The 19,670-nt window shown below is 40.0% G+C and carries 18 protein-coding genes; 10 read left to right on the top strand and 8 right to left on the bottom strand.

Annotated features, from left to right (window positions below; all coding sequences use genetic code 11):
- Positions 1–23: 23 nt before the first annotated feature.
- The gene (gene gss / locus DPV81_RS03180; RefSeq protein WP_111386740.1) at positions 24–1,913 is read right to left on the bottom strand and encodes a bifunctional glutathionylspermidine amidase/synthase; all 1,890 of its coding nucleotides are present in this window, start codon (positions 1,911–1,913) and stop codon (positions 24–26) included.
- A 169-nt stretch (positions 1,914–2,082) separates the two neighbouring features.
- Positions 2,083–3,156, bottom strand: a complete 1,074-nt coding sequence (locus DPV81_RS03175) for a tRNA/rRNA methyltransferase (RefSeq protein WP_111386739.1) — start codon at positions 3,154–3,156, stop codon at positions 2,083–2,085.
- A gap of 149 nt (positions 3,157–3,305) precedes the next feature.
- Here DPV81_RS03175 and pssA point away from each other — a divergent pair, with 149 nt between their 5' ends.
- From pssA to DPV81_RS03160, 3 genes are all read left to right on the top strand, one after another.
- Entirely contained in the window at positions 3,306–4,673 is a 1,368-nt protein-coding gene (pssA, locus tag DPV81_RS03170) for a CDP-diacylglycerol--serine O-phosphatidyltransferase (protein ID WP_111386737.1), read from the top strand.
- Positions 4,674–4,798: 125 nt separating this feature from the next.
- Positions 4,799–5,668 (top strand): archaetidylserine decarboxylase, encoded by an 870-nt coding sequence (gene asd / locus DPV81_RS03165; protein ID WP_111386736.1) that lies wholly within the window; start codon positions 4,799–4,801, stop codon positions 5,666–5,668.
- Between the two features lie 21 nt (positions 5,669–5,689).
- Positions 5,690–6,322, top strand: coding sequence for an FKBP-type peptidyl-prolyl cis-trans isomerase (locus tag DPV81_RS03160; RefSeq protein WP_111386734.1), 633 nt, complete (start codon positions 5,690–5,692; stop codon positions 6,320–6,322).
- 35 nt (positions 6,323–6,357) lie between these two features.
- Here the strand turns inward: DPV81_RS03160 and DPV81_RS03155 are convergent, their stop codons facing one another.
- Both DPV81_RS03155 and proB read right to left on the bottom strand, forming a co-directional pair.
- Positions 6,358–6,738 carry a hypothetical protein gene (locus DPV81_RS03155; protein WP_111386732.1) on the bottom strand — a complete coding sequence of 127 codons (381 nt, stop codon included), beginning with the start codon at positions 6,736–6,738 and terminating at the stop codon, positions 6,358–6,360.
- A gap of 112 nt (positions 6,739–6,850) precedes the next feature.
- The gene (proB, locus tag DPV81_RS03150) at positions 6,851–7,960 is read right to left on the bottom strand and encodes a glutamate 5-kinase (RefSeq protein ID WP_111386731.1); all 1,110 of its coding nucleotides are present in this window, start codon (positions 7,958–7,960) and stop codon (positions 6,851–6,853) included.
- A gap of 140 nt (positions 7,961–8,100) precedes the next feature.
- Between proB and folA the strand changes: the two genes are divergently transcribed.
- Both folA and uhpC read left to right on the top strand, forming a co-directional pair.
- A complete protein-coding gene (gene folA, locus DPV81_RS03145) occupies positions 8,101–8,586 on the top strand; it encodes a type 3 dihydrofolate reductase (protein ID WP_111386729.1) in 486 nt (161 codons plus the stop codon).
- Between the two features lie 197 nt (positions 8,587–8,783).
- The gene (uhpC, locus tag DPV81_RS03140; RefSeq protein WP_070775635.1) at positions 8,784–10,109 is read left to right on the top strand and encodes an MFS transporter family glucose-6-phosphate receptor UhpC; all 1,326 of its coding nucleotides are present in this window, start codon (positions 8,784–8,786) and stop codon (positions 10,107–10,109) included.
- Between the two features lie 77 nt (positions 10,110–10,186).
- Here the strand turns inward: uhpC and pfkA are convergent, their stop codons facing one another.
- The 4 genes from pfkA to dprA all read right to left on the bottom strand — a co-directional run bounded on the left by pfkA (position 10,187) and on the right by dprA (position 13,807).
- Positions 10,187–11,152 (bottom strand): 6-phosphofructokinase, encoded by a 966-nt coding sequence (pfkA, locus tag DPV81_RS03135; RefSeq protein WP_049373141.1) that lies wholly within the window; start codon positions 11,150–11,152, stop codon positions 10,187–10,189.
- Positions 11,153–11,262: 110 nt separating this feature from the next.
- A complete protein-coding gene (locus tag DPV81_RS03130; RefSeq protein ID WP_070868666.1) occupies positions 11,263–11,856 on the bottom strand; it encodes an HI_0983 family protein in 594 nt (197 codons plus the stop codon).
- Positions 11,849–12,625 (bottom strand): peroxide stress protein YaaA, encoded by a 777-nt coding sequence (yaaA, locus tag DPV81_RS03125; protein ID WP_111386728.1) that lies wholly within the window; start codon positions 12,623–12,625, stop codon positions 11,849–11,851. Before yaaA ends, DPV81_RS03130 begins: the two co-directional genes overlap by 8 nt.
- A 63-nt stretch (positions 12,626–12,688) precedes the next feature.
- On the bottom strand, positions 12,689–13,807 hold the full coding sequence (gene dprA, locus DPV81_RS03120) for a DNA-processing protein DprA (RefSeq protein WP_111386726.1): 1,119 nt from the start codon (positions 13,805–13,807) through the stop codon (positions 12,689–12,691).
- A 521-nt stretch (positions 13,808–14,328) separates the two neighbouring features.
- Here dprA and leuA point away from each other — a divergent pair.
- The 5 genes from leuA to leuD all read left to right on the top strand — a co-directional run bounded on the left by leuA (position 14,329) and on the right by leuD (position 19,555).
- Positions 14,329–15,876, top strand: coding sequence for a 2-isopropylmalate synthase (leuA, locus tag DPV81_RS03115; RefSeq protein WP_005696823.1), 1,548 nt, complete (start codon positions 14,329–14,331; stop codon positions 15,874–15,876).
- A gap of 164 nt (positions 15,877–16,040) precedes the next feature.
- Positions 16,041–17,117 (top strand): 3-isopropylmalate dehydrogenase, encoded by a 1,077-nt coding sequence (gene leuB / locus DPV81_RS03110; protein WP_111386724.1) that lies wholly within the window; start codon positions 16,041–16,043, stop codon positions 17,115–17,117.
- 78 nt (positions 17,118–17,195) lie between these two features.
- Positions 17,196–17,489 carry a YciI family protein gene (locus DPV81_RS03105; RefSeq protein ID WP_049373133.1) on the top strand — a complete coding sequence of 98 codons (294 nt, stop codon included), beginning with the start codon at positions 17,196–17,198 and terminating at the stop codon, positions 17,487–17,489.
- A 43-nt stretch (positions 17,490–17,532) separates the two neighbouring features.
- Positions 17,533–18,942, top strand: a complete 1,410-nt coding sequence (leuC, locus tag DPV81_RS03100; protein ID WP_049365624.1) for a 3-isopropylmalate dehydratase large subunit — start codon at positions 17,533–17,535, stop codon at positions 18,940–18,942.
- A gap of 10 nt (positions 18,943–18,952) precedes the next feature.
- Complete coding sequence (gene leuD, locus DPV81_RS03095) at positions 18,953–19,555, top strand: 3-isopropylmalate dehydratase small subunit (RefSeq protein WP_111386722.1); 603 nt, start codon at positions 18,953–18,955, stop codon at positions 19,553–19,555.
- The last annotated feature ends 115 nt before the right edge of the window (positions 19,556–19,670 follow it).

Below are 19,670 nucleotides of genomic sequence, written 5' to 3'. Positions count from 1 at the left end.
CTCATTGAGTGCCGATTTTGTTTTTATTTCTTAAGGAAATCTTTATCAGATAATACTCTTAACGGTTGCATATCACTGTTTCCCATAATGACCAAACTCGGGTCTGAGCGTAAACAGCTACCACCATAATGCCCACCTACAGTGAAAGTACAAACCTGAACATATTGATCTTCCACTTTTGGCAAACACCAAAGCTGTTGATAAATACTTTCCTGCTTATCAAAACGACCGTCCGTGCTATCGAGTACAGATTTACACTCACCAATGAGTTTCACATTATCACCTCGACGGCCTGCAATTGGTTTTTGTGCATAACCATTTTTAACCAACTCTGGTGTCAGTTCAAATCCTGCTTCAAGTAAATACCGATGATTCGGGAATAATGACCATAATACAGGTAAGATCGCTTTATTACTTGGGATGGCAGTCCAAAGTGGCTCGTAAACTAAGACTTCCGGACGAAGTAACACGTCAATTAACCGCACTTTATCTTCCGGGTAGCCTGTACGAATTGGTGGAGCCACTTCCATGCCTGTCGCATCTTCACGAAGTTGCTCTAACATGGTTTCCCAAGCCCATGTTTTCCACACCGTTTTTATCTGGTTATCTTCATCATCAATTAAACGACCACGACTATCCCAATGTAGCCCCTCTGTACCATGAATAATTTTGGCTTGAAATCCTGCTTGGACCAGTGCATTACGCATAAACAATGAGTGGTAATCTTCTTCATCATCATGATCTTGCATAATATGAACAAGCGGCGTAGCTTCACTGTGTTTCCAACAATCCGCTAATGCATTACGTAAACCATCAGCAGGATTTTCACCAATATTCAATCCGCCTTGAATCGCCCATCGATTCATAAACTCACCGGCTTCCGCATGACAAGAGGCTGAATCAGCGTTGTATTCATACACTTTCAATCCACGACTATCCATACAGAAATCTAACCGTCCCGTAATGGTTTGATAACGGCGATTTTGCCAAGATAAACGTAAGCGAGGCCATAATAATTTTGGAATATTAAAATATTCTAATAACTTATCGTCTTTTAAAACTTTATCTGTGGCATGCAAATACATTAAATGTAATTCATTGGTTGCACGAATCAACTCATGCTGTGCTGTTTCAGACATCGTAAAGTAACGATATTGATCAGAATGACTGACTTTATGCCCTCCCATGGCTTTCACATAGGCAGCTTCAAATTCATTGTTCTCATTCAGCCATTTATGTTCAAACTGACCGTTGTTTTCAATATGTTCTGCATGAATTTCAAGTTTCTCTTTTTCAGGTGTTGGTTGTGGCAGACTGTATTCGGTGTCTTCCGTTTGGATCATCCAACCTAAAATTTCGGTATCATCAAAGGTATCATGCAGAAAATAACCACTTTCAGAAACCGTCATCGGTAATTCACGCGTCCATTGCTGCCCGCTTGGTAAGCGAGAGTGAATCACGTTTTGTTCAGCAATGCGGATTTTATCCTCTAAGACTTCGGTAATAATCGCCACATGCCCCGTATGTTTAAATTCGCCACCCTCTTGCCAAATTAAAAGGGCGCCTGCTTCAGGCTTACGTTTGCAACCATTTGCAAAGGCTTGTAACGGCAATAAGGCATCATTTACCACTTGACGTAAAAATCGTAGAGAAAAGATCTCGTAAGCCATTCCTACATCAGTAAACACCATGCCATGATTGAGATATAAATAACGGCGTGCAAATTCTACACACTGCCATTTGTATCCCATGTACTCTCTTCCTAAATAACTGCGAAAGGCAGCATCATCCGGATACTCTTTCTCATCGGCTGTATGATAATCTGATGAATAAATCGCAATTCCACCCGGTGCATAACCTAATAAACTTCCGAAAGGATCATGTGTACTAATATTGGCTGAACGTTCAGGCATAAAAACTCCCTGTTAAATAACTACTCGGAATAGTATAGATCTTTTGTCTAACTTCCCCCAAAAACTTTATGAAAGAAAGATGAAAAATTGAGTGACACACATTTTAAAAAAGAAAAAAGGCTGACATCTGCAGCCTTGAAAATAAGTGTAAAAATAACCGCACTTGAGGTTATTTTACATACCAATGTGCTAATAAAATCCCTGTATTTACCGCAATATTTAATCCGGCTTTTAATGGATTACTTAAAGAAAGACGTACATTTACATCTTGTTTCTCACGAATATCATCTGTACTACCTTCGCTCAATACCAACGCGACTTTCTCTGTAAATTTGAGTTGTTCCAACGCAATACCCCGTTTATTGGTTGATACATGAATAATCTGATAACCCGCCTTACGTAAAGCCTCTAACGCAATTTCCGTACTTTCTGTTTCTAAAATACGAATATGCTCCATTCCACCTTCAGCTACACGCATCGCAGCCGGTGCATAAAGCTGTTCAACTTGATTTGTTACCACATTTTTAATGCCATAGAAAGCGCAAGTACGCACAACGCCACCTAGGTTTTGGGCATTATTAACTTGATCAAGCACCACTAAGCAGTCTTCTTGACGCGGGACATCTAAATAACCTTGCAAAGAGAAAGTTCGTTGCTTCTTCACTAGCATACAAATGCCGCCATGATGCTCTGTACCACTTACTAAACTTAGCTCTTCGCTATCCACCACGTGATACACTTTTTTATTTGCGGCTAAATAACTGAAAATCTCACCAATTCGATGTGCCATTTGCACCGTTGCCCATACGCGAACGATACTCTCCGGACGCTCTGCAAACAATTCTAAGCACGCATTTTCACCATACACTTTCATTTCTTCAGCACGGTTCTTTTTAATTTTTTCTGGTGCGCGTGGCGATAATGCGCCCGTTTTCTTTTCTTTCGGTTTATAACTCACACCAGTACTTTTCACGGTTACTTTTACCGCGCCACTTTCACCATTGGCTTTATTTAATGAAAGTTCAGCAATTTTGGGTTCTCTCACTTCTTGTTGTTGGAAGCCACGAGAAGGTTTACGATCATCCCGTTTTTTATCAAAGTGCGGTCGATTTCCCTCACGTTTTTCATTATTGCGATAATCATCAAAGCGACGTTCTTTGTCATTAAATGCACGTTTTGGGCTACGCTCTTGAAAAGATTTGGTAGAATTTGTTTGGAATGATAGTTTGCGTGAATTGCTCATAATTTGCTTCTCGAAGGAAAAATTGGATAATAATTCGCCAAAAAATGCGAAAATTTGTGAGCATTATAACGAAAAAAAACCTTTTTTCTATCAATCCACAAAGGAAATATTGTAAACTAGAGCATTAATTTTTAGTGTAGAGATGGATTATGTTAATCAATAAAGCTAAACGAGCAGAACAAAATTTAAAAAATTTGCCTTTTCTTCCTTTACAGGCAGAACAGGTTGAGTTTCTGTTTAGTCCGCTTGAATTCAAAGCACAAATTATAGAATTAATTCGCCAAGCTAAAAAACGCATTTACGTGACCGCACTTTATTGGCAAAAAGATGAAGCTGGACAAGAAATTCTCAATGAAATTTATCGCGTAAAACAAGATCATCCAGAATTGGATGTGAAAATTTTAGTGGATTGGCATCGCGGACAACGCAATTTACTCGGTGCAGAAAAATCTGCTACTAATGCTGATTGGTATTGTGAACAACGCCAAACCTATCAACTTCCCGATGAACCGAATATGTTCTTCGGTGTGCCAATTAATACCCGCGAAGTCTTTGGTGTATTACATATTAAAGGCTTTGTCTTTGATGATACCGTGCTTTATAGCGGCGCAAGTATTAATAACGTGTATTTACAACAACAAGATAAATACCGTTACGACCGTTATCAAAAAATCCACAATGCTGCGTTGGCAGACTCTATGGTTAATTTCATCAATGATTATTTATTGGATTTCAGCGCTGTACATCCATTAGATGTGGCTAATCGTCCTCGCACCAAAGAAATTCGTAGTGCAATAAAAGCTTATCGTAAAAACTTATCTGCCCATGCGGAATATCAGTTGGAAAGTGCGGTTGGTTTTTCAGATGTTTTAACCATTTCACCACTTTTTGGTTTAGGTGCATCGGCCAATGAATTAAACCAAGTTATTGAAGATTTATTCTTACAAGTGAAGGAAAAATTGGTGATTTGTACCCCTTATTTCAACTTCCCTCGCACGCTAAGAAGTAAACTTGCCCGCTTATTAGAACAAGGAAAACGTGTCGAAATTATTGTGGGTGATAAAGTCGCGAACGATTTCTATATTCCACCAGAGCAGCCATTTAAAATGGCAGGTGCATTGCCTTATTTATATGAAAGCAATCTTCGTCGTTTCTGCGAGAAATTTGATGCTTACATTAAAAATGGCCATTTAACGGTGCGTTTATGGAAAGACGGCGATAACACTTATCACCTCAAAGGTGTTTGGGTGGACAACCAGTATATTCTTTTAACGGGGAACAACTTAAACCCGCGCGCATGGCGTTTAGATGCGGAAAATGGATTATTAATCCACGATCCAAAACAAGAACTTCTGCCTCAAGTGGAACAAGAATTGTCGCACATCCGCCAACATACCAAAGTATTGCAAGATTATTCTGAATTAGAAGAATTGACGCAATATCCTGAACCGGTGCAAAAACTGTTGAAGAAATTTGCTCGGATTCAAGCAGACAAATTAGTCAAAATGATTTTATAAACATAACAATAAGCCGGCAAATGTCGGCTTATTGCTTTGATCTTACGCAAAAATATCAACTAACATTGCGCAAGTGAAATAAGTTGTTATAATCGCCCAACTTTTTAATCTTATCGGAGAAATCAATGAACCCAATTTCTTATTGGCAACGCCTAAAAGTTGCATTTCAATATGTGATGCCACAAATCTATATAACACAAGCAGCAGGTTGGTTAGCTAAACAAAAATGGGGCGCAGTGACACATTTTGTGATTAAAGCGTTTGCAAAAAAATACAACATTGATATGAGCATTGCTGAAAAAGAAAAATTCAGTGATTACGCCAGTTTTAACGAATTCTTTATCCGTCCATTAAAAGAAAATGCACGACCAATTAACCAAAATTCAACCGCACTTTGTTGCCCTGCGGATGGTCGTGTAAGTGAATGTGGGCATATTGAAGATGATCGCCTATTACAAGCAAAAGGTCACTTCTTCAGCTTAAACGATTTATTAGCGGAAGATAAAGATTTAACCGAGACCTTTAAAAATGGGGAATTCGTCACCACTTATTTATCACCACGTGATTATCACCGTGTGCATATGCCATGTGATGGTACACTTCGCAAAATGATTTACGTGCCGGGTGATTTATTCTCCGTCAATCCATTTTTAGCGAAACATGTACCGAACCTCTTCGCACGTAATGAACGTGTGATTTGTGTCTTTGATACTGAATTCGGTACTATGGTACAAATCTTAGTGGGTGCAACAATCACTGCAAGTATCGGCACTGTTTGGGCTGGTGTGATTAATCCGCCACGTTATAACGAAGTGAAAGTGTGGACTTATGAAGGTGAAAGTGCGGTTAAATTAAGCAAAGGTCAAGAAATGGGTTGGTTCCAACTTGGTTCTACCGTGATTAATTTATTCCAAGCCGGTCAAGTACAAATTGCCGATCATTTAAGTGTTGATGAACCTGTTCGCATGGGTGAAATCTTGGCATTAAAAAAATAGTTTTACAAAAAAGGAAAAAACATGACAGCTCAAATTTTTGAACAAGTAAAATTAGAAAGTATTTCTGAAAAAGGCAGCTACGGTATCGGTTTACAAATCGGTCAACAATTAGCAGATAGCCAAATGGATATTTCTGTTGAAGCAGTAGCAAAAGGTATTTTTGATGCGTTAAACCGCAATCAACCTGCATTAGAAATTAATGATTTAATGCATTCTGTTCAAGCGCTTCAACAACAAGCGGCTGAAGCACAACAAGCGCAATTTAAAGCGATTGAAGAAGAAGGTAAAAAATTCTTAGAAGAAAACGCGAAAAAAGCAGGCGTAAACGTCACTGACAGCGGTTTACAATACGAAATTTTAACTGAAGGTAACGGTAACAAACCATCTGCAACTGATAAAGTACGTGTTCACTACACAGGTACATTACCAGATGGTACCGTATTCGACAGCTCTGTTGCACGTGGCACACCGGCTGAATTCCCTGTAAATGGCGTAATTCGTGGTTGGGTTGAAGCATTACAAATGATGCCTGTTGGTTCTAAATGGAAACTCACTATTCCACACGAATTGGCTTATGGTGAGCGTGGTGCAGGCGCATCTATCCCTCCATTCTCACCTTTAGTGTTTGAAGTCGAATTACTCGATATCCTTTAAAATAAAAAAGTGCGGTTAAAACTAACCGCACTTTTTTATTCTTCGTCGTCTTCGCTATAACGATCATCATCGTCATAATCATAGGTTAGAATCGCATCCTCATCATAACCCTCTATATCAACCTGAACGCCATTCGAGCCTGCATCAAAACCATTAAACCATGCGGTTCTTAGCTCTTCAGGTACACGTCGACCACAAAAGTTAATTCGTTTGTTCAATTGAGATTGGCTTTGCGCTTGGAAATCTTTCCCGACACGATAACCATCTAAATACCAGTCATCTTTATCATGACAAGCTGTCGTATTTAAACGCTTTACGTGTTTGCTCACTGAAATGGGGCTACGATGTTTTACATAATAGCTCTGCGTACAAGCACTTAATAGCCCAACAGCTAAAACGGTCGCTATTAATCTCATGTTGTCTCCTTTTACTACTTAATATCGGGCTATTGCCCTTTTTATGGTTTTATAGACCGACAAAATAAAAGGAAGGTTCAGAAAATATGAGAGATCCGATTTCTATTGTATGTTAAAGCACAATCATGTCATCACGATGTAACGCAACTGCACCGTATTCATAACCCAGAATTTGTTCAATTTCTTGGGATTTTTTCCCTTTGATTAATTCCAATGCATCGCTGTTATAACGCGGCATACCAAGTGCAATCACTTTACCTGAGGTATTTTTAATTTTAACGACTTCACCGCGTGAAAAACGCCCTTCTACAGCCGTAATCCCTGCTGGTAGCAATGATTTATTCTGTACTAACATCGCATTTTCAGCCCCTTCATCAATGGTCAGCATGCCCGCTGATGGTGCAGCAAATAACCACTGTTTGCGGCTTTCTAAACGATCTGAATGATGCGCAATAAATTTGGTGCCAATTGGTTTATCGTACGCCAAATCCACAATCACATCAGGTCGGCTACCTGGCGCAATAATGGTTTCAATGCCCGAACGCGTTGCCACATCTGCCGCAATTATTTTTGTACTCATCCCGCCAGTACCAAGGTTTGTGCCACTACCGCCTGCAATAGAACGAATATGGTCGGTAATTTGCTCAACCACAGGAATCAATTTCGCATCTGGATTTTTACGAGGATCGCTTTCGTACAAACCTTGTTGATCCGTTAATAAATAAAGTTGTTCCGCTTGCACTAAAATCGCGACTAATGCAGATAAGTTATCGTTATCCCCTACTTTAATCTCAGCCGTTGCCACCGCATCATTCTCATTAATCACAGGAATAATATGATTGTCCAACAGCGCATGTAATGTATCGCGTGCATTTAAAAAACGTTCACGGTCTTCAATATCGGCACGAGTTAATAAAATTTGTCCAATGTGAATATCATAAATCGCAAATAATTTTTCCCAGGCTTGAATAAGCTGGCTCTGCCCTACTGCAGCTAAAAGCTGCTTTGACGCAATGGTTGGAGGAAGTTGAGGATGATTTAAATAATGTCGTCCTGCTGCAATCGCACCTGATGTCACAATCACGACACGAAAACCCACTTGATGAAGTTGGGCAATCTGGCGAACAATATCAACCATGTGAGGGGCATTTAATTTAGGTGAACCATGCGTTAATGTACTGGTACCAAATTTTACAACGATTGTTTTGCGATTTGCCGACATAGTTTATCCTCAGTTAAAAAATAGAAAAGTGCGGTTAAATTAGCACTAAAATTAATAAAAATCACGAAAAAAACCATCTCAAATTCAGATTTTCTGAATAGCTATGATATAGTGCAAAAAAAGAAAATAGGATAGAAAATATGACATTAAGTTTGATCGTTGCAATAACAAAAAATAACGTCATCGGAAAAGATAATCAAATGCCTTGGCACTTGCCTGCTGATTTAGCTTGGTTTCGTAAAAACACCATAGGCAAACCGGTAATTATGGGCCGTAAAACCTTTGAAAGCATAGGTCGCCCACTACCGAAACGCACCAATATTGTCCTTTCACGTACACCTTACGAACATGAAGGTGTCATCTGGAAAAATAGTTTTGAAAGTGCGGTCGATTTTGTCAAAGAATTTGATGAAATCATGTTAATTGGCGGAGGTGAGCTATTTAAACAATATTTACCTAAAGCAAATAAACTATACCTCACACAAATTCAAGCAGACATTGACGGCGATACGTTCTTTCCAGAAATTAATTGGGTAGAATGGAACATCGAGTTTGAAGAATATCGTCAAGCGGATGCAGATAATCCTTATGATTGTCGTTTTTTAATTTTGCAGCGTAAAGCATAAAACACACCCAAACCATCCTAAAACAAAGTGCGGTCAAAACCCTAAAATGTTAACCGCACTTTTTTCCTCCATCATCAATCAACGATTCATCAAACTATTTTTTCCTATAAATCCTCTATTTTTTGATCTGAGTCCCCTTTTAAAAACCGGCTTTGTAATATACTGGAATGAATTATTATCATTAGAGGAGAAATATTATGGGTATCTTCAGTGTACCACCGGATCTACCGGTTACTAAAAGCAAAGAGGAGATCGACAAAACTTACCGTTACTGGCGATTGCATTTGATGATTACCAGTTATATCGGCTACGCCGTTTTCTATTTTACTCGTAAAAGTTTTAACTTCGTTATGCCTGCCATGCTAACGGATCTCGGGCTACAAAAAGCCGATATCGGTATCATGGGTACTGCGTTTTATCTCACCTACGGTGTGTCCAAGTTCTTATCAGGTGTACTTGGTGACCGTTCTAACCCTCGTTACTTTATGGGGATTGGTTTAATGATGACGGGTATCGTCAACATTCTATTCGGCATGAGTTCATCTGTCTTTATGTTTATCACCCTTTGGATGATCAACGCCTTTTTCCAAGGTTGGGGTTGGCCTCCATGTTCAAAAATCCTGAATACTTGGTACTCACGTAATGAACGTGGTTTATGGTGGGCGATCTGGAATACCTCACATAACTTAGGTGGCGCACTCATTCCAATTTTATCTGGTGCCGTTGCCCTTTATTGGGGATGGCGTTACGGTATGATCGTGCCAGGGATTATTGCCTGTGTCATCGGTTTTGCCCTTTGTTTCTTATTACGCGATCGCCCAACATCTATGGGACTTCCAACAGTAGGTGAATGGCGTAATGATATTGCTGAAAAAGAACATGAAAGTGAAGGTTTAGGTTTATCTAACTGGGAAATCCTTAAAATTTATGTGTTCAAAAACAGCATTATCTGGGCATTAGCATTTTCTTGGTGTTTTATTTATATCATCCGTACTGGTATCAATGACTGGGGTAACTTATATTTAACAGAAACCCACGGTTATGACTTACTTAAAGCGAACTCCGCGGTTTCTTTCTTTGAAATCGGTGGCTTCTTAGGGGCACTTTTTGCAGGCTGGGGCTCTGATAAGTTCTTCAACGGAAACCGTACCCAAATGAACATCATTTATGTGTTAGGTATTATTTCAACATCCTTAGCATTATGGTTCATCCCAAGCGATAACTATTTTGTGATGTGTGGCTTATTCTTCCTGATGGGATTCTTTATCTTTGGTCCGCAATTCCTTATCGCAATGGCTGCAGCAGAAAACTCTCATAAACATGCTTCAGGTTCTTCTACCGGTTTCGTTAGTCTCTTCGCCTATATTGGTGCGGCAGCGGCGGGGGCCCCATTAGCGTGGATTATTCAATCTCTCCACTGGAACGGATTCTTTGGTAGCTTGTTTATTGTGTCTCTTGCTTGTGCATTATTACTCGTTTTCGTGTACTTCTTGCAACGTAAGAAAAATAAACTAAAAGCCTAATCTAAGCATATAAAAATCGAGCTAAAACAATGATTGTTTTAGCCCGATTTCTTTTGTTTTAAATAACCTTTAAAAGATTATTCTAAGCGTTTAGCCATTTCTAACCAATCTGCTTTAAATTCACGGCGCATATTGTTGATTGCATCAATAATATCATGGTGAACTAATTTTTCATTTTGAATACCCACACAGTAGCCACCTTTACCTTGTAGCAATATATCTACCGCATATACGCCCATACGTGAAGCTAAAATACGGTCGAAGGCACAAGGCGAACCACCACGTTGAATATGGCCTAATACAGTTGCACGGGTTTCATGGCCTACGCGAGCTTCAATCTCACGCGCAAGAGAATGTACATCTGTGATTAATTCAGTAATCGCAATAATGGCATGGCGTTTTCCACGAATAATACTGCGTTCAATTTGGCGAATTAATTCTTCACGATTAAATTCCATTTCAGATGCCACAATGTATTCACAACCACCGGCAATACCTGCAGAAATGGTTAAATCACTACAGTGACGACCCATGATTTCCACGATAGAAATACGTTGGTGAGAACTTGAAGTGTCACGTAAACGGTCAATGGCATCCACCGCTGTTTGTAGTGCAGTCTCATAACCGATTGTGTAATCTGTGCCAGCCACATCGTTATCAATTGTGCCAGGGATACCTACGCAAGGGAAACCATGTTCTTCAGTAAGCAATTTAGCCCCCATGTAAGAACCGTCACCACCAATAACAACTAAGGCATCAATACCATGTGAACGTAAAATTTCCGCACATTTTTCACGTACTGCAGGATCTTTAAATTCAGGGAAACGCGCAGAGCCTAAGAATGTACCGCCACGGTTAATAATATCGGATACACTATAACGGTTTAACTGTTTGATTTTATTGTTATATAAGCCTTGATAACCGTCATAAATCCCAAATACTTCAAGCCCTTCTGCAAGAGCTGCACGAACAACGCCACGGATGGCAGCATTCATACCTGGTGCATCACCACCACTGGTTAATACAGCAATTTTTTTAATCATATTTACCTACTTTGAACTCTAAGAATAATTGGCGTCAAGATTACACCATCCATTATTTCTGCTCTAGAAAAATTTTTAAAATTTACGTGGAATTTGATCTAGTATAAGTTTTAGTGATGGAAAGAACTTTCACATTTCCAAGAAAGATCGGCTTTTTGTAATGTTTTGCTTTCCTTCGCCACCAAATACTTTTGTAAGTTTTTCACAATCTTTACTGTGTTTAAACGCTGAAATTTCTTACCTTGTTCCACTTTTTGGGAATATTGATATTGCACAAAACCACAACGTGGCACATTTTTACCCTTAGCTATGTCCACTTGCCAAGATGGATTTTGTTCTGTCGGAGCATAAATGACATAAGCATTTAACTCAGTGGCAGGCTTTTTCGGATTCGTTGAATTCGCAAGGATTTTGAAATCTTTCACACCTAAATTACGGTATACCTTCTCACGTAATGCTACGCGTTGCTCAATAGAACGGGATAAATCACGATCAAGCAACACTTCAATTTGAGATTGCCAATTTTCCAAGGTATCCGGCTCGGCAAGATAAACATAACGCGCAATCGTATCCAAATCTTGGCTTGCAGTAAGTTTATAAGTTTTGCCGTTGTACTCTATTTTTTCAGGAGTTTGAAGTTGACTCACTTTTGCCGCACAACCTGAGAGTAAAAGTGCGGTCAATATAACCAGGATTTTATTCATTGATATCTCGCTTAAATACAAATTCTTTTTCCGTTGAGGATGTCGCATCAAACCAATAACCACCTAGGTCAAACTCTTTCAGTTGTTCAACACGTTCCAAACGATTTTGAATGATAAAACGACACATTAAACCACGGGCTTTTTTTGCATAAAAGCTGACCACTTTGTATTTACCATTCTTATTATCTAAGAAAACAGGCTTAATAATCTGTGCATCTAATTGGCTTTCTTTTACTGATTTATAGTATTCATCGGAAGCTAAATTGATCAACAGACGATCGCCTTGCTCATCAAGCGCTTGTTGCACAGATTGAGTAATGATGTTCCCCCAAAAAGCATAAAGATCTTTTCCTTTTGGATTCGCTAACTTCGTGCCCATTTCCAAGCGGTAAGGTTGCATTAAATCAAGGGGTTTAAGTAAGCCATATAAACCGGAAAGCATACGTAAATGGCGTTGTGCGAATTGCACATCTTCATCAGTTAAGCTATCAGCATCCAAACCGGTGTAAACATCACCTTTGAATGCCCAAATAGCTGCACGTGAATTTTTTTCGTTGTGAGATTTTGTCCATTCAGCAAAGCGAGCGGCATTTAAGCCCGCTAGTTTATCGCTGATAGACATTAAGGAAGAAAGATCTTGGGGAGATAATTGACGACAGATTTCAATCAGTTGCTCACTATAATCCGTCAAGTGCGGTTGAGAAACAGGAAGATTTCTGACCGCACTTTCAAAATCTAAGGTTTTTGCCGGGGAAATAATGGCTAACATAGGTTCTCCTTTCTAAAACTGAACCGTATCTTAGCACAGGATAGCCTCCTTACTCTACCCCGTTTACGCTATCCGCTTATAGAGTCCATTCTCATTGACGATTAAATCTTGTAACTCCAAATCTAACAACTGCACTAAAAGCAAATCCACCGGCAAATTCAATGCAACCGATAAATCATCAAGGCTTATTGGTGTATAACTGATATGTTGATAAAGTTCAGAATGACTTGGTTCCACGGCTAGTGTTTTTGCTGTGAGTGGTTGAGCTATCGGCTTATTTATTTGCGTATTATGTACTGGAGGCTGAAAAACAACGCTATGATTGAGACTATCTAAAATATCTTTAACATGTTCCACCAACATTGCACCTTGCTTAATCAGTTTATGGCAGCCTTGACTGTATTCACTTTGAATATTCCCTGGTAAGGCAAAAATATCGCGATTTTGTTCTAAGGCATAACGCGCTGTAATCAATGAACCGCTTTTCTCTGTCGCTTCAATGACTAATGTTCCCAATGAAAGCCCGCTAATAATGCGATTACGGCGAGGAAAATTTTCGGCAATCGGTGCTTGTGTAGGGATAAATTCGGAAACTAATGCCCCGTTATTTTCGATAATTTGCTCGGCTAATCGGCGATGTTTAGCGGGGTAAATGTGATCTAATCCGCTGCCCAATACGGCAATGGTCTGCCCTTGAATATCCACCACCGCCTGATGACTAAATCCATCGATACCTAATGCAAGCCCGCTCGTCACCGTCAATCCTGCGAGAGAAAGCTCTGTCGCAAAATATTTTGCCCAATATTCCCCATAAGCGGAGCAATAACGACTCCCAACCATGGCGATTTGCTGTGCTGAAAGTGCGGTCAGATTACCTTTCACAAATAATAAGGGCGGAAAGCCACTAATTTGTTTGAGTAAAAAAGGATAGTCATCTGAAAAACAGTGAATTAAATGATGACCTTCTTTTTCAGCCCAGTTCAAAGCGGGTTCAATAAATTTCATTTCCGGCTGAAACCAACGACGAATCTGCAACGCATCCCAGCCCATTTGTTGAAATGCCACTTCATCATAATTTAACAAGTCTTCTATATTCACATGGGCCAAAATTTGTTGAATCCGCACACTGCCCAATTTGGGCACTTGAGCTAATCGCAACAAAATCGACGTGAAATCGATCATAATTCTCTCCTTTAAAAAGAAAATTATGGCGAGATTTGTCACAAAAAATGAAAAGTTTGTATTAATTCTGCGATTCAGATCGCAAAAAGAGAAAAATTTTAGAAAAAATCGGCATACCAGAAACAAGGAATAAAACAGGACAAAAACAGCTTCTTAAAAGCTATTTTTAGAGATTAATTCTGAACAATGATTTATATTTAGAGAAATACACTTTTAAGGTTATGTAGAGATATTCATTTTAGATATAAATCACTGATAAATGATTTGACAGCAACATTTTTATCCGTAATATGGTCAGCGTTTTACAGAATTTTTTACAGGATTATCTTTTTATGTACCAAGCTGTTTCTTTATCTCTCAACCTCCTGCTCTCACATTCTTTGTGCGGCTAAGTTGTGGATAAAAAACACCTTTATGTAAAAAATCTATTATCAACCCGCACTTTTAAGATTGCGGGTTTTTTCGTTTTAAAATCACGGTAAAAATGACCGCACTTTGAGTGATAAAAGAAGGAAAACATTATGACAGATCGCGTTATTATTTTTGATACCACCTTGCGTGATGGCGAACAAGCGTTAAAAGCAAGCTTAACCGTTAAAGAGAAATTACAGATTGCTTTAGCCCTTGAACGTCTCGGCGTGGATGTGATGGAAGTCGGTTTCCCGGTTTCTTCTCAAGGTGATTTTGAATCTGTTCAAACCATTGCACGCCATATCAAAAATAGCCGTGTTGCGGCACTTTCCCGTGCAGTAATTAAAGATATTGATGCGGCAGCTGAAGCCTTAAAAGTGGCAGAAGCGTTTCGTATCCATACATTTATTGCAGTTTCAGCATTACACGTTGAAGCCAAGTTAAAACGTACTTTTGACGATGTCGTTGAAATGGCGGTGGCAGCAGTAAAACATGCACGTAATTATACAGACGACGTAGAATTTTCTTGCGAAGATGCGGGCCGTACCGGTATCGACAATATTTGTCGTATTGTTGAAGCCGCAATCAATGCGGGTGCAACAACTGTAAATATTCCTGACACTGTTGGTTTCTGCTTACCTAACCAATTCGGCAATATTATTGCTGAAGTACGTAACCGCGTACCAAATATCGATAAAGCTGTAATTTCCGTACATTGCCACAATGACTTGGGTATGGCAACGGCTAACTCCTTAACCGCTGTACAAAATGGTGCACGTCAAATTGAATGTACTATCAACGGCATTGGTGAACGCGCAGGCAATACCTCTCTTGAAGAAGTGGTGATGGCAATGAAAGTTCGTCAAGAATTTATGGGCGTGGATACACGTATCAACACACAAGAAATCCACCGTGTTAGCCAAATGGTGAGCCAACTTTGTAATATGCCAATCCAACCGAATAAAGCGATTGTAGGTTCAAACGCTTTCGCACATTCATCCGGTATTCACCAAGATGGTATGTTAAAAAACCAAAATACCTACGAAATCATGTCACCAGAAACTATCGGCTTGAAGAAAGAGAAATTGAACTTAACCGCACGTTCTGGTCGCGCAGCAGTAAAAGGCCACATGGCAGATATGGGCTACACCGAACAAGATTACGATTTAGATAAATTGTATGAAGCATTCTTAAAATTGGCAGACAAAAAAGGCCAAGTGTTCGATTATGACTTAGAAGCCTTAGCCTTTATTGATATGCAACAAGGGGATGAAGATCGTTTAGTGTTAGATAAACTTTCTGCACACTCCACTAAAGAGTATCCAGCAACTGCATTTGTTCAAGTGGAATTGGATGGTAAAAAATTAAGCACCTCTTCTATCGGTGGTAATGGTCCGGTTGATGCAGTTTACAATGCGATCTTGAATTTAACCGGCTTAGATATCAAAATGTCGCACTACAACTTAACTGCAAAAGGCGAAGGTGCTGAAGCGTTAGGTCAGGTGGATATCGTGGTTGAACACGAAGGCCGTAAATTCCACGGTGTTGGTTTAGCGACAGACATCGTTGAATCTTCCGCACTTGCTTTAGTTCATGCAATTAATGCCATTTATCGTGCACATAAAGTCGCTGATATTAAAAGCCACAAACATCATTAATCCAATCCCCCTCTTTAGCAAAGAGGGGTTAGGGGAGATTTGGCAGAAGCAACATCAACCTCTGCAGTGAATTTTATATCGTAAAAATCTCCCCCCAGCCCCTCTTTACAAAAGAGGGGAGAAAATTAACCGCACTTTGGTGTGACTGAAATAGGAAAAATAATATGCAATCATACAACATCGCTGTTCTACCGGGAGACGGTATCGGTCCGGAAGTCATGGCTGAAGCCATTAAAGTATTAAACAAAGTCCAAGAAAAATTCGGTTTTAAACTTAACTTCAATGAATTTTATGTCGGCGGTGCCGCAATTGATCATTGTGGTTGCCCATTACCAGCTGAAACCTTAAAAGGCTGTGATGATGCTGATGCGATTTTGTTTGGCTCTGTAGGTGGTCCAAAATGGACAAATTTACCACCGGATCAACAACCTGAACGCGGTGCATTATTACCATTGCGTAAACATTTTAAATTATTCTGTAATCTCCGTCCTGCTACCCTTTATAAAGGACTCGAAAAATTCTGTCCATTACGTGCTGATATTGCAGCGAAAGGGTTTGATATGGTGGTTGTGCGTGAATTAACGGGCGGGATTTATTTCGGTCAGCCTAAAGGCCGTGAAGGTGAAGGCGCACAAACCAAAGCATTCGATACCGAAGTTTATTACAAATATGAAATCGAACGCATTGCGCGTGCGGCTTTTGATGCGGCAATGAAACGTCGTAAACACGTGACTTCTGTGGATAAAGCTAACGTACTACAAGCCTCAATCTTATGGCGTGAAACCGTGACTGAAGTGGCGAAAGACTACCCTGAAGTTACCTTAGATCACATTTATATCGACAACGCGACCATGCAATTAATCAAAGCGCCTGAGTCTTTCGATGTGCTCCTCTGCTCTAACATATTCGGTGATATTATTTCTGATGAAGCGGCGATGATCACAGGTTCTATGGGAATGTTGCCATCTGCTAGCTTAAATGAAGAAGGTTTCGGCTTATATGAACCGGCTGGCGGTTCTGCACCGGATATTGCAGGCAAAGGCATTGCTAACCCAATCGCACAAATTCTTTCTGCCGCGATGATGTTGCGTTACAGCTTCAACTTAAATGATGCGGCAGATGCGATTGAAAATGCCGTGCAAAAAGTCTTAGCAAATGGTCACCGTACGGGTGATTTAGCCGATGACTCTACACCTGTTTCAACTGCACAAATGGGTACATTGATTGCTGAAGCGATCTAATAACAGGGTGGGCATTTTGTCCACCATCAACAAATTTAATAGAAAGGATCAAGCAGCCCTAGAAACAAAGGAGATTATATGTTTATCGTTTCATTAACCTATATTCAACCTTTAGAGAAAATTGAAGAATTTCTAGCTGAACACAGAACATTTTTAGATAAGTTTTATCAACAAGGTAAGTTTCTAATGTCTGGGCGTAAAGAACCTAGAACTGGTGGAATCATTATTATGAATGCAAAAGATCTTGATGAAGTAAATCAAATTATTGAACAAGATCCATTTCACCAACACCAAATAGCAGATTATCAAGTGATAGAGTTCTATCCATCTAAAGTTGCGAATGGATTAGAAAAATACCAACAGACAATTTAAAACTTACTACTCTAACAAAGCCCCTAACGAATTGAGAAAAATTATGGCAAAAACACTCTACGAGAAACTATTCGATGCCCATGTGGTGTACGAAGCTGAAGGCGAAACGCCGATTTTGTATATTAACCGTCATTTAATCCATGAAGTAACTAGTCCACAAGCCTTTGATGGTCTACGTGTAGCTGGCCGCCAAGTACGTCAAGTCAGTAAAACTTTCGGTACCATGGATCACAGTATTTCTACCCAAGTACGTGATGTGAACAAACTTGAAGGCCAAGCGAAAATTCAAGTATTGGAACTTGAAAAAAACACGAAAGCAACCGGTATTCAATTGTTCGATATGACCACAAAAGAACAAGGTATCGTGCATGTCATGGGGCCTGAGCAAGGTTTAACCTTACCAGGCATGACTATCGTTTGTGGTGACTCTCATACCGCCACCCACGGGGCATTCGGAGCCTTGGCATTTGGTATCGGTACATCCGAAGTCGAACATGTATTAGCCACCCAAACCTTAAAACAAGCTCGTGCGAAAAATATGAAAATTGAAGTGCGTGGCAAAGTGGCGCCAGGCATTACCGCAAAAGATATTATTCTTGCCATTATCGGTAAAACTACCATGGCAGGCGGTACAGGCCATGTGGTGGAATTCTGTGGTGAAGCTATTCGTGACCTTTCTATGGAAGGCCGTATGACCGTTTGTAATATGGCGATTGAAATGGGTGCCAAAGCCGGCTTAATCGCACCAGATGAAACGACTTTCGAATACTTAAAAGGTCGTCCACATGCACCAAAAGGTAAAGATTGGGATGATGCCGTTGCTTATTGGAAAACCTTAAAATCCGATGACGATGCGAAATTTGACACAGTCATCACGTTAGAAGCCAAAGACATTGCACCACAGGTAACTTGGGGTACAAATCCAGGCCAAGTAATTGGTATCGATCAGCCAGTGCCAAATCCAGCAGAAATGACCGATCCGGTGACTCGTGCTTCAGCAGAAAAAGCGTTGAATTATATCGGTTTAGAACCGAACACCGATTTAAAAGACATTCCGGTGGATCAAGTCTTTATCGGTTCTTGTACTAATGCTCGTATCGAAGATTTACGTGCCGCAGCAGCTGTCATGAAAGGGCGCAAAAAAGCCGACAATGTAAAACGTATTTTAGTGGTACCAGGCTCTGGTTTAGTGAAAGAACAAGCAGAAAAAGAAGGCTTGGATAAAATCTTTATCGAAGCGGGCGCTGAATGGCGTAACCCAGGCTGCTCAATGTGCTTAGGGATGAACGATGACCGTTTAGGTGAATGGGAACGTTGTGCTTCCACTTCGAACCGTAACTTTGAGGGTCGCCAAGGTCGTAATGGTCGCACTCACTTGGTGAGTCCTGCCATGGCTGCCGCAGCGGGAATGTTCGGTAAATTCGTTGATATTCGTGACGTCACATTAAACTAAGGAGCAGAAAATGGCAGGATTTAAACAACTTTCAGGCTTAGTAGTGCCATTGGATGCGGCAAACGTGGACACGGATGCAATTATTCCAAAACAATTTTTACAAGCAATTACCCGCGTAGGTTTCGGCAAACACTTATTCCATGAATGGCGTTATTTGGATGTAGAAGGCACCAAGCCAAATCCAGATTTCGTATTGAATTATCCACAATATCAAGGCGCGACCATTTTATTAGCGCGTAAAAATCTTGGGTGTGGTTCTTCTCGTGAACATGCACCTTGGGCATTAGCCGATTACGGTTTCAAAGTGATGATCGCACCAAGCTTTGCGGATATTTTCTATAACAACAGTTTAAACAACCACATGTTACCGATTCGTTTAAGCGAAGAAGAAGTGGAAGAAATCTTCCAATGGGTGTGGGCAAATGAAGGCAAACAAATCCATGTGGATTTAGAAACGATGACGGTCACTGTAGGTGACAAAGTCTATCACTTTGAACTGGATGAATTCCGCCGTCATTGTTTGTTAAACGGCTTGGATAACATCGGTTTGACGTTACAACACGAAGATGCCATCAGTGAATACGAAAAAAATATTCCGGCATTTTTACGTTAATCTGTTTTTTTACTCGGACAGCAAATATTGCTAACCATTCGGCGGACAATTTGTCCGCCTTTCTTTTTGAAAACATTCCATTTTTTTACCGCACTTTCCACCCTTTTATTTGACA

Origin of the sequence: Haemophilus parainfluenzae (genome assembly GCF_003252795.1) — a bacterium.
Lineage (GTDB): Bacteria > Pseudomonadota > Gammaproteobacteria > Enterobacterales > Pasteurellaceae > Haemophilus_D > Haemophilus_D parainfluenzae_K.
The sequence above is the reverse complement of the archived record's forward strand: the minus strand, read 5'-3'. Positions and strand labels throughout refer to the sequence as shown.

Coding starts and splice junctions, on each gene's coding strand:
- gss (WP_111386740.1), bottom strand. CDS start 1,913: ATGCCTGAACGTTCAGCCAATATTAGTACACATGATCCTTTCGGAAGT.
- DPV81_RS03175 (WP_111386739.1), bottom strand. CDS start 3,156: ATGAGCAATTCACGCAAACTATCATTCCAAACAAATTCTACCAAATCT.
- pssA (WP_111386737.1), top strand. CDS start 3,306: ATGTTAATCAATAAAGCTAAACGAGCAGAACAAAATTTAAAAAATTTG.
- asd (WP_111386736.1), top strand. CDS start 4,799: ATGAACCCAATTTCTTATTGGCAACGCCTAAAAGTTGCATTTCAATAT.
- DPV81_RS03160 (WP_111386734.1), top strand. CDS start 5,690: ATGACAGCTCAAATTTTTGAACAAGTAAAATTAGAAAGTATTTCTGAA.
- DPV81_RS03155 (WP_111386732.1), bottom strand. CDS start 6,738: ATGAGATTAATAGCGACCGTTTTAGCTGTTGGGCTATTAAGTGCTTGT.
- proB (WP_111386731.1), bottom strand. CDS start 7,960: ATGTCGGCAAATCGCAAAACAATCGTTGTAAAATTTGGTACCAGTACA.
- folA (WP_111386729.1), top strand. CDS start 8,101: ATGACATTAAGTTTGATCGTTGCAATAACAAAAAATAACGTCATCGGA.
- uhpC (WP_070775635.1), top strand. CDS start 8,784: ATGGGTATCTTCAGTGTACCACCGGATCTACCGGTTACTAAAAGCAAA.
- pfkA (WP_049373141.1), bottom strand. CDS start 11,152: ATGATTAAAAAAATTGCTGTATTAACCAGTGGTGGTGATGCACCAGGT.
- DPV81_RS03130 (WP_070868666.1), bottom strand. CDS start 11,856: ATGAATAAAATCCTGGTTATATTGACCGCACTTTTACTCTCAGGTTGT.
- yaaA (WP_111386728.1), bottom strand. CDS start 12,625: ATGTTAGCCATTATTTCCCCGGCAAAAACCTTAGATTTTGAAAGTGCG.
- dprA (WP_111386726.1), bottom strand. CDS start 13,807: ATGATCGATTTCACGTCGATTTTGTTGCGATTAGCTCAAGTGCCCAAA.
- leuA (WP_005696823.1), top strand. CDS start 14,329: ATGACAGATCGCGTTATTATTTTTGATACCACCTTGCGTGATGGCGAA.
- leuB (WP_111386724.1), top strand. CDS start 16,041: ATGCAATCATACAACATCGCTGTTCTACCGGGAGACGGTATCGGTCCG.
- DPV81_RS03105 (WP_049373133.1), top strand. CDS start 17,196: ATGTTTATCGTTTCATTAACCTATATTCAACCTTTAGAGAAAATTGAA.
- leuC (WP_049365624.1), top strand. CDS start 17,533: ATGGCAAAAACACTCTACGAGAAACTATTCGATGCCCATGTGGTGTAC.
- leuD (WP_111386722.1), top strand. CDS start 18,953: ATGGCAGGATTTAAACAACTTTCAGGCTTAGTAGTGCCATTGGATGCG.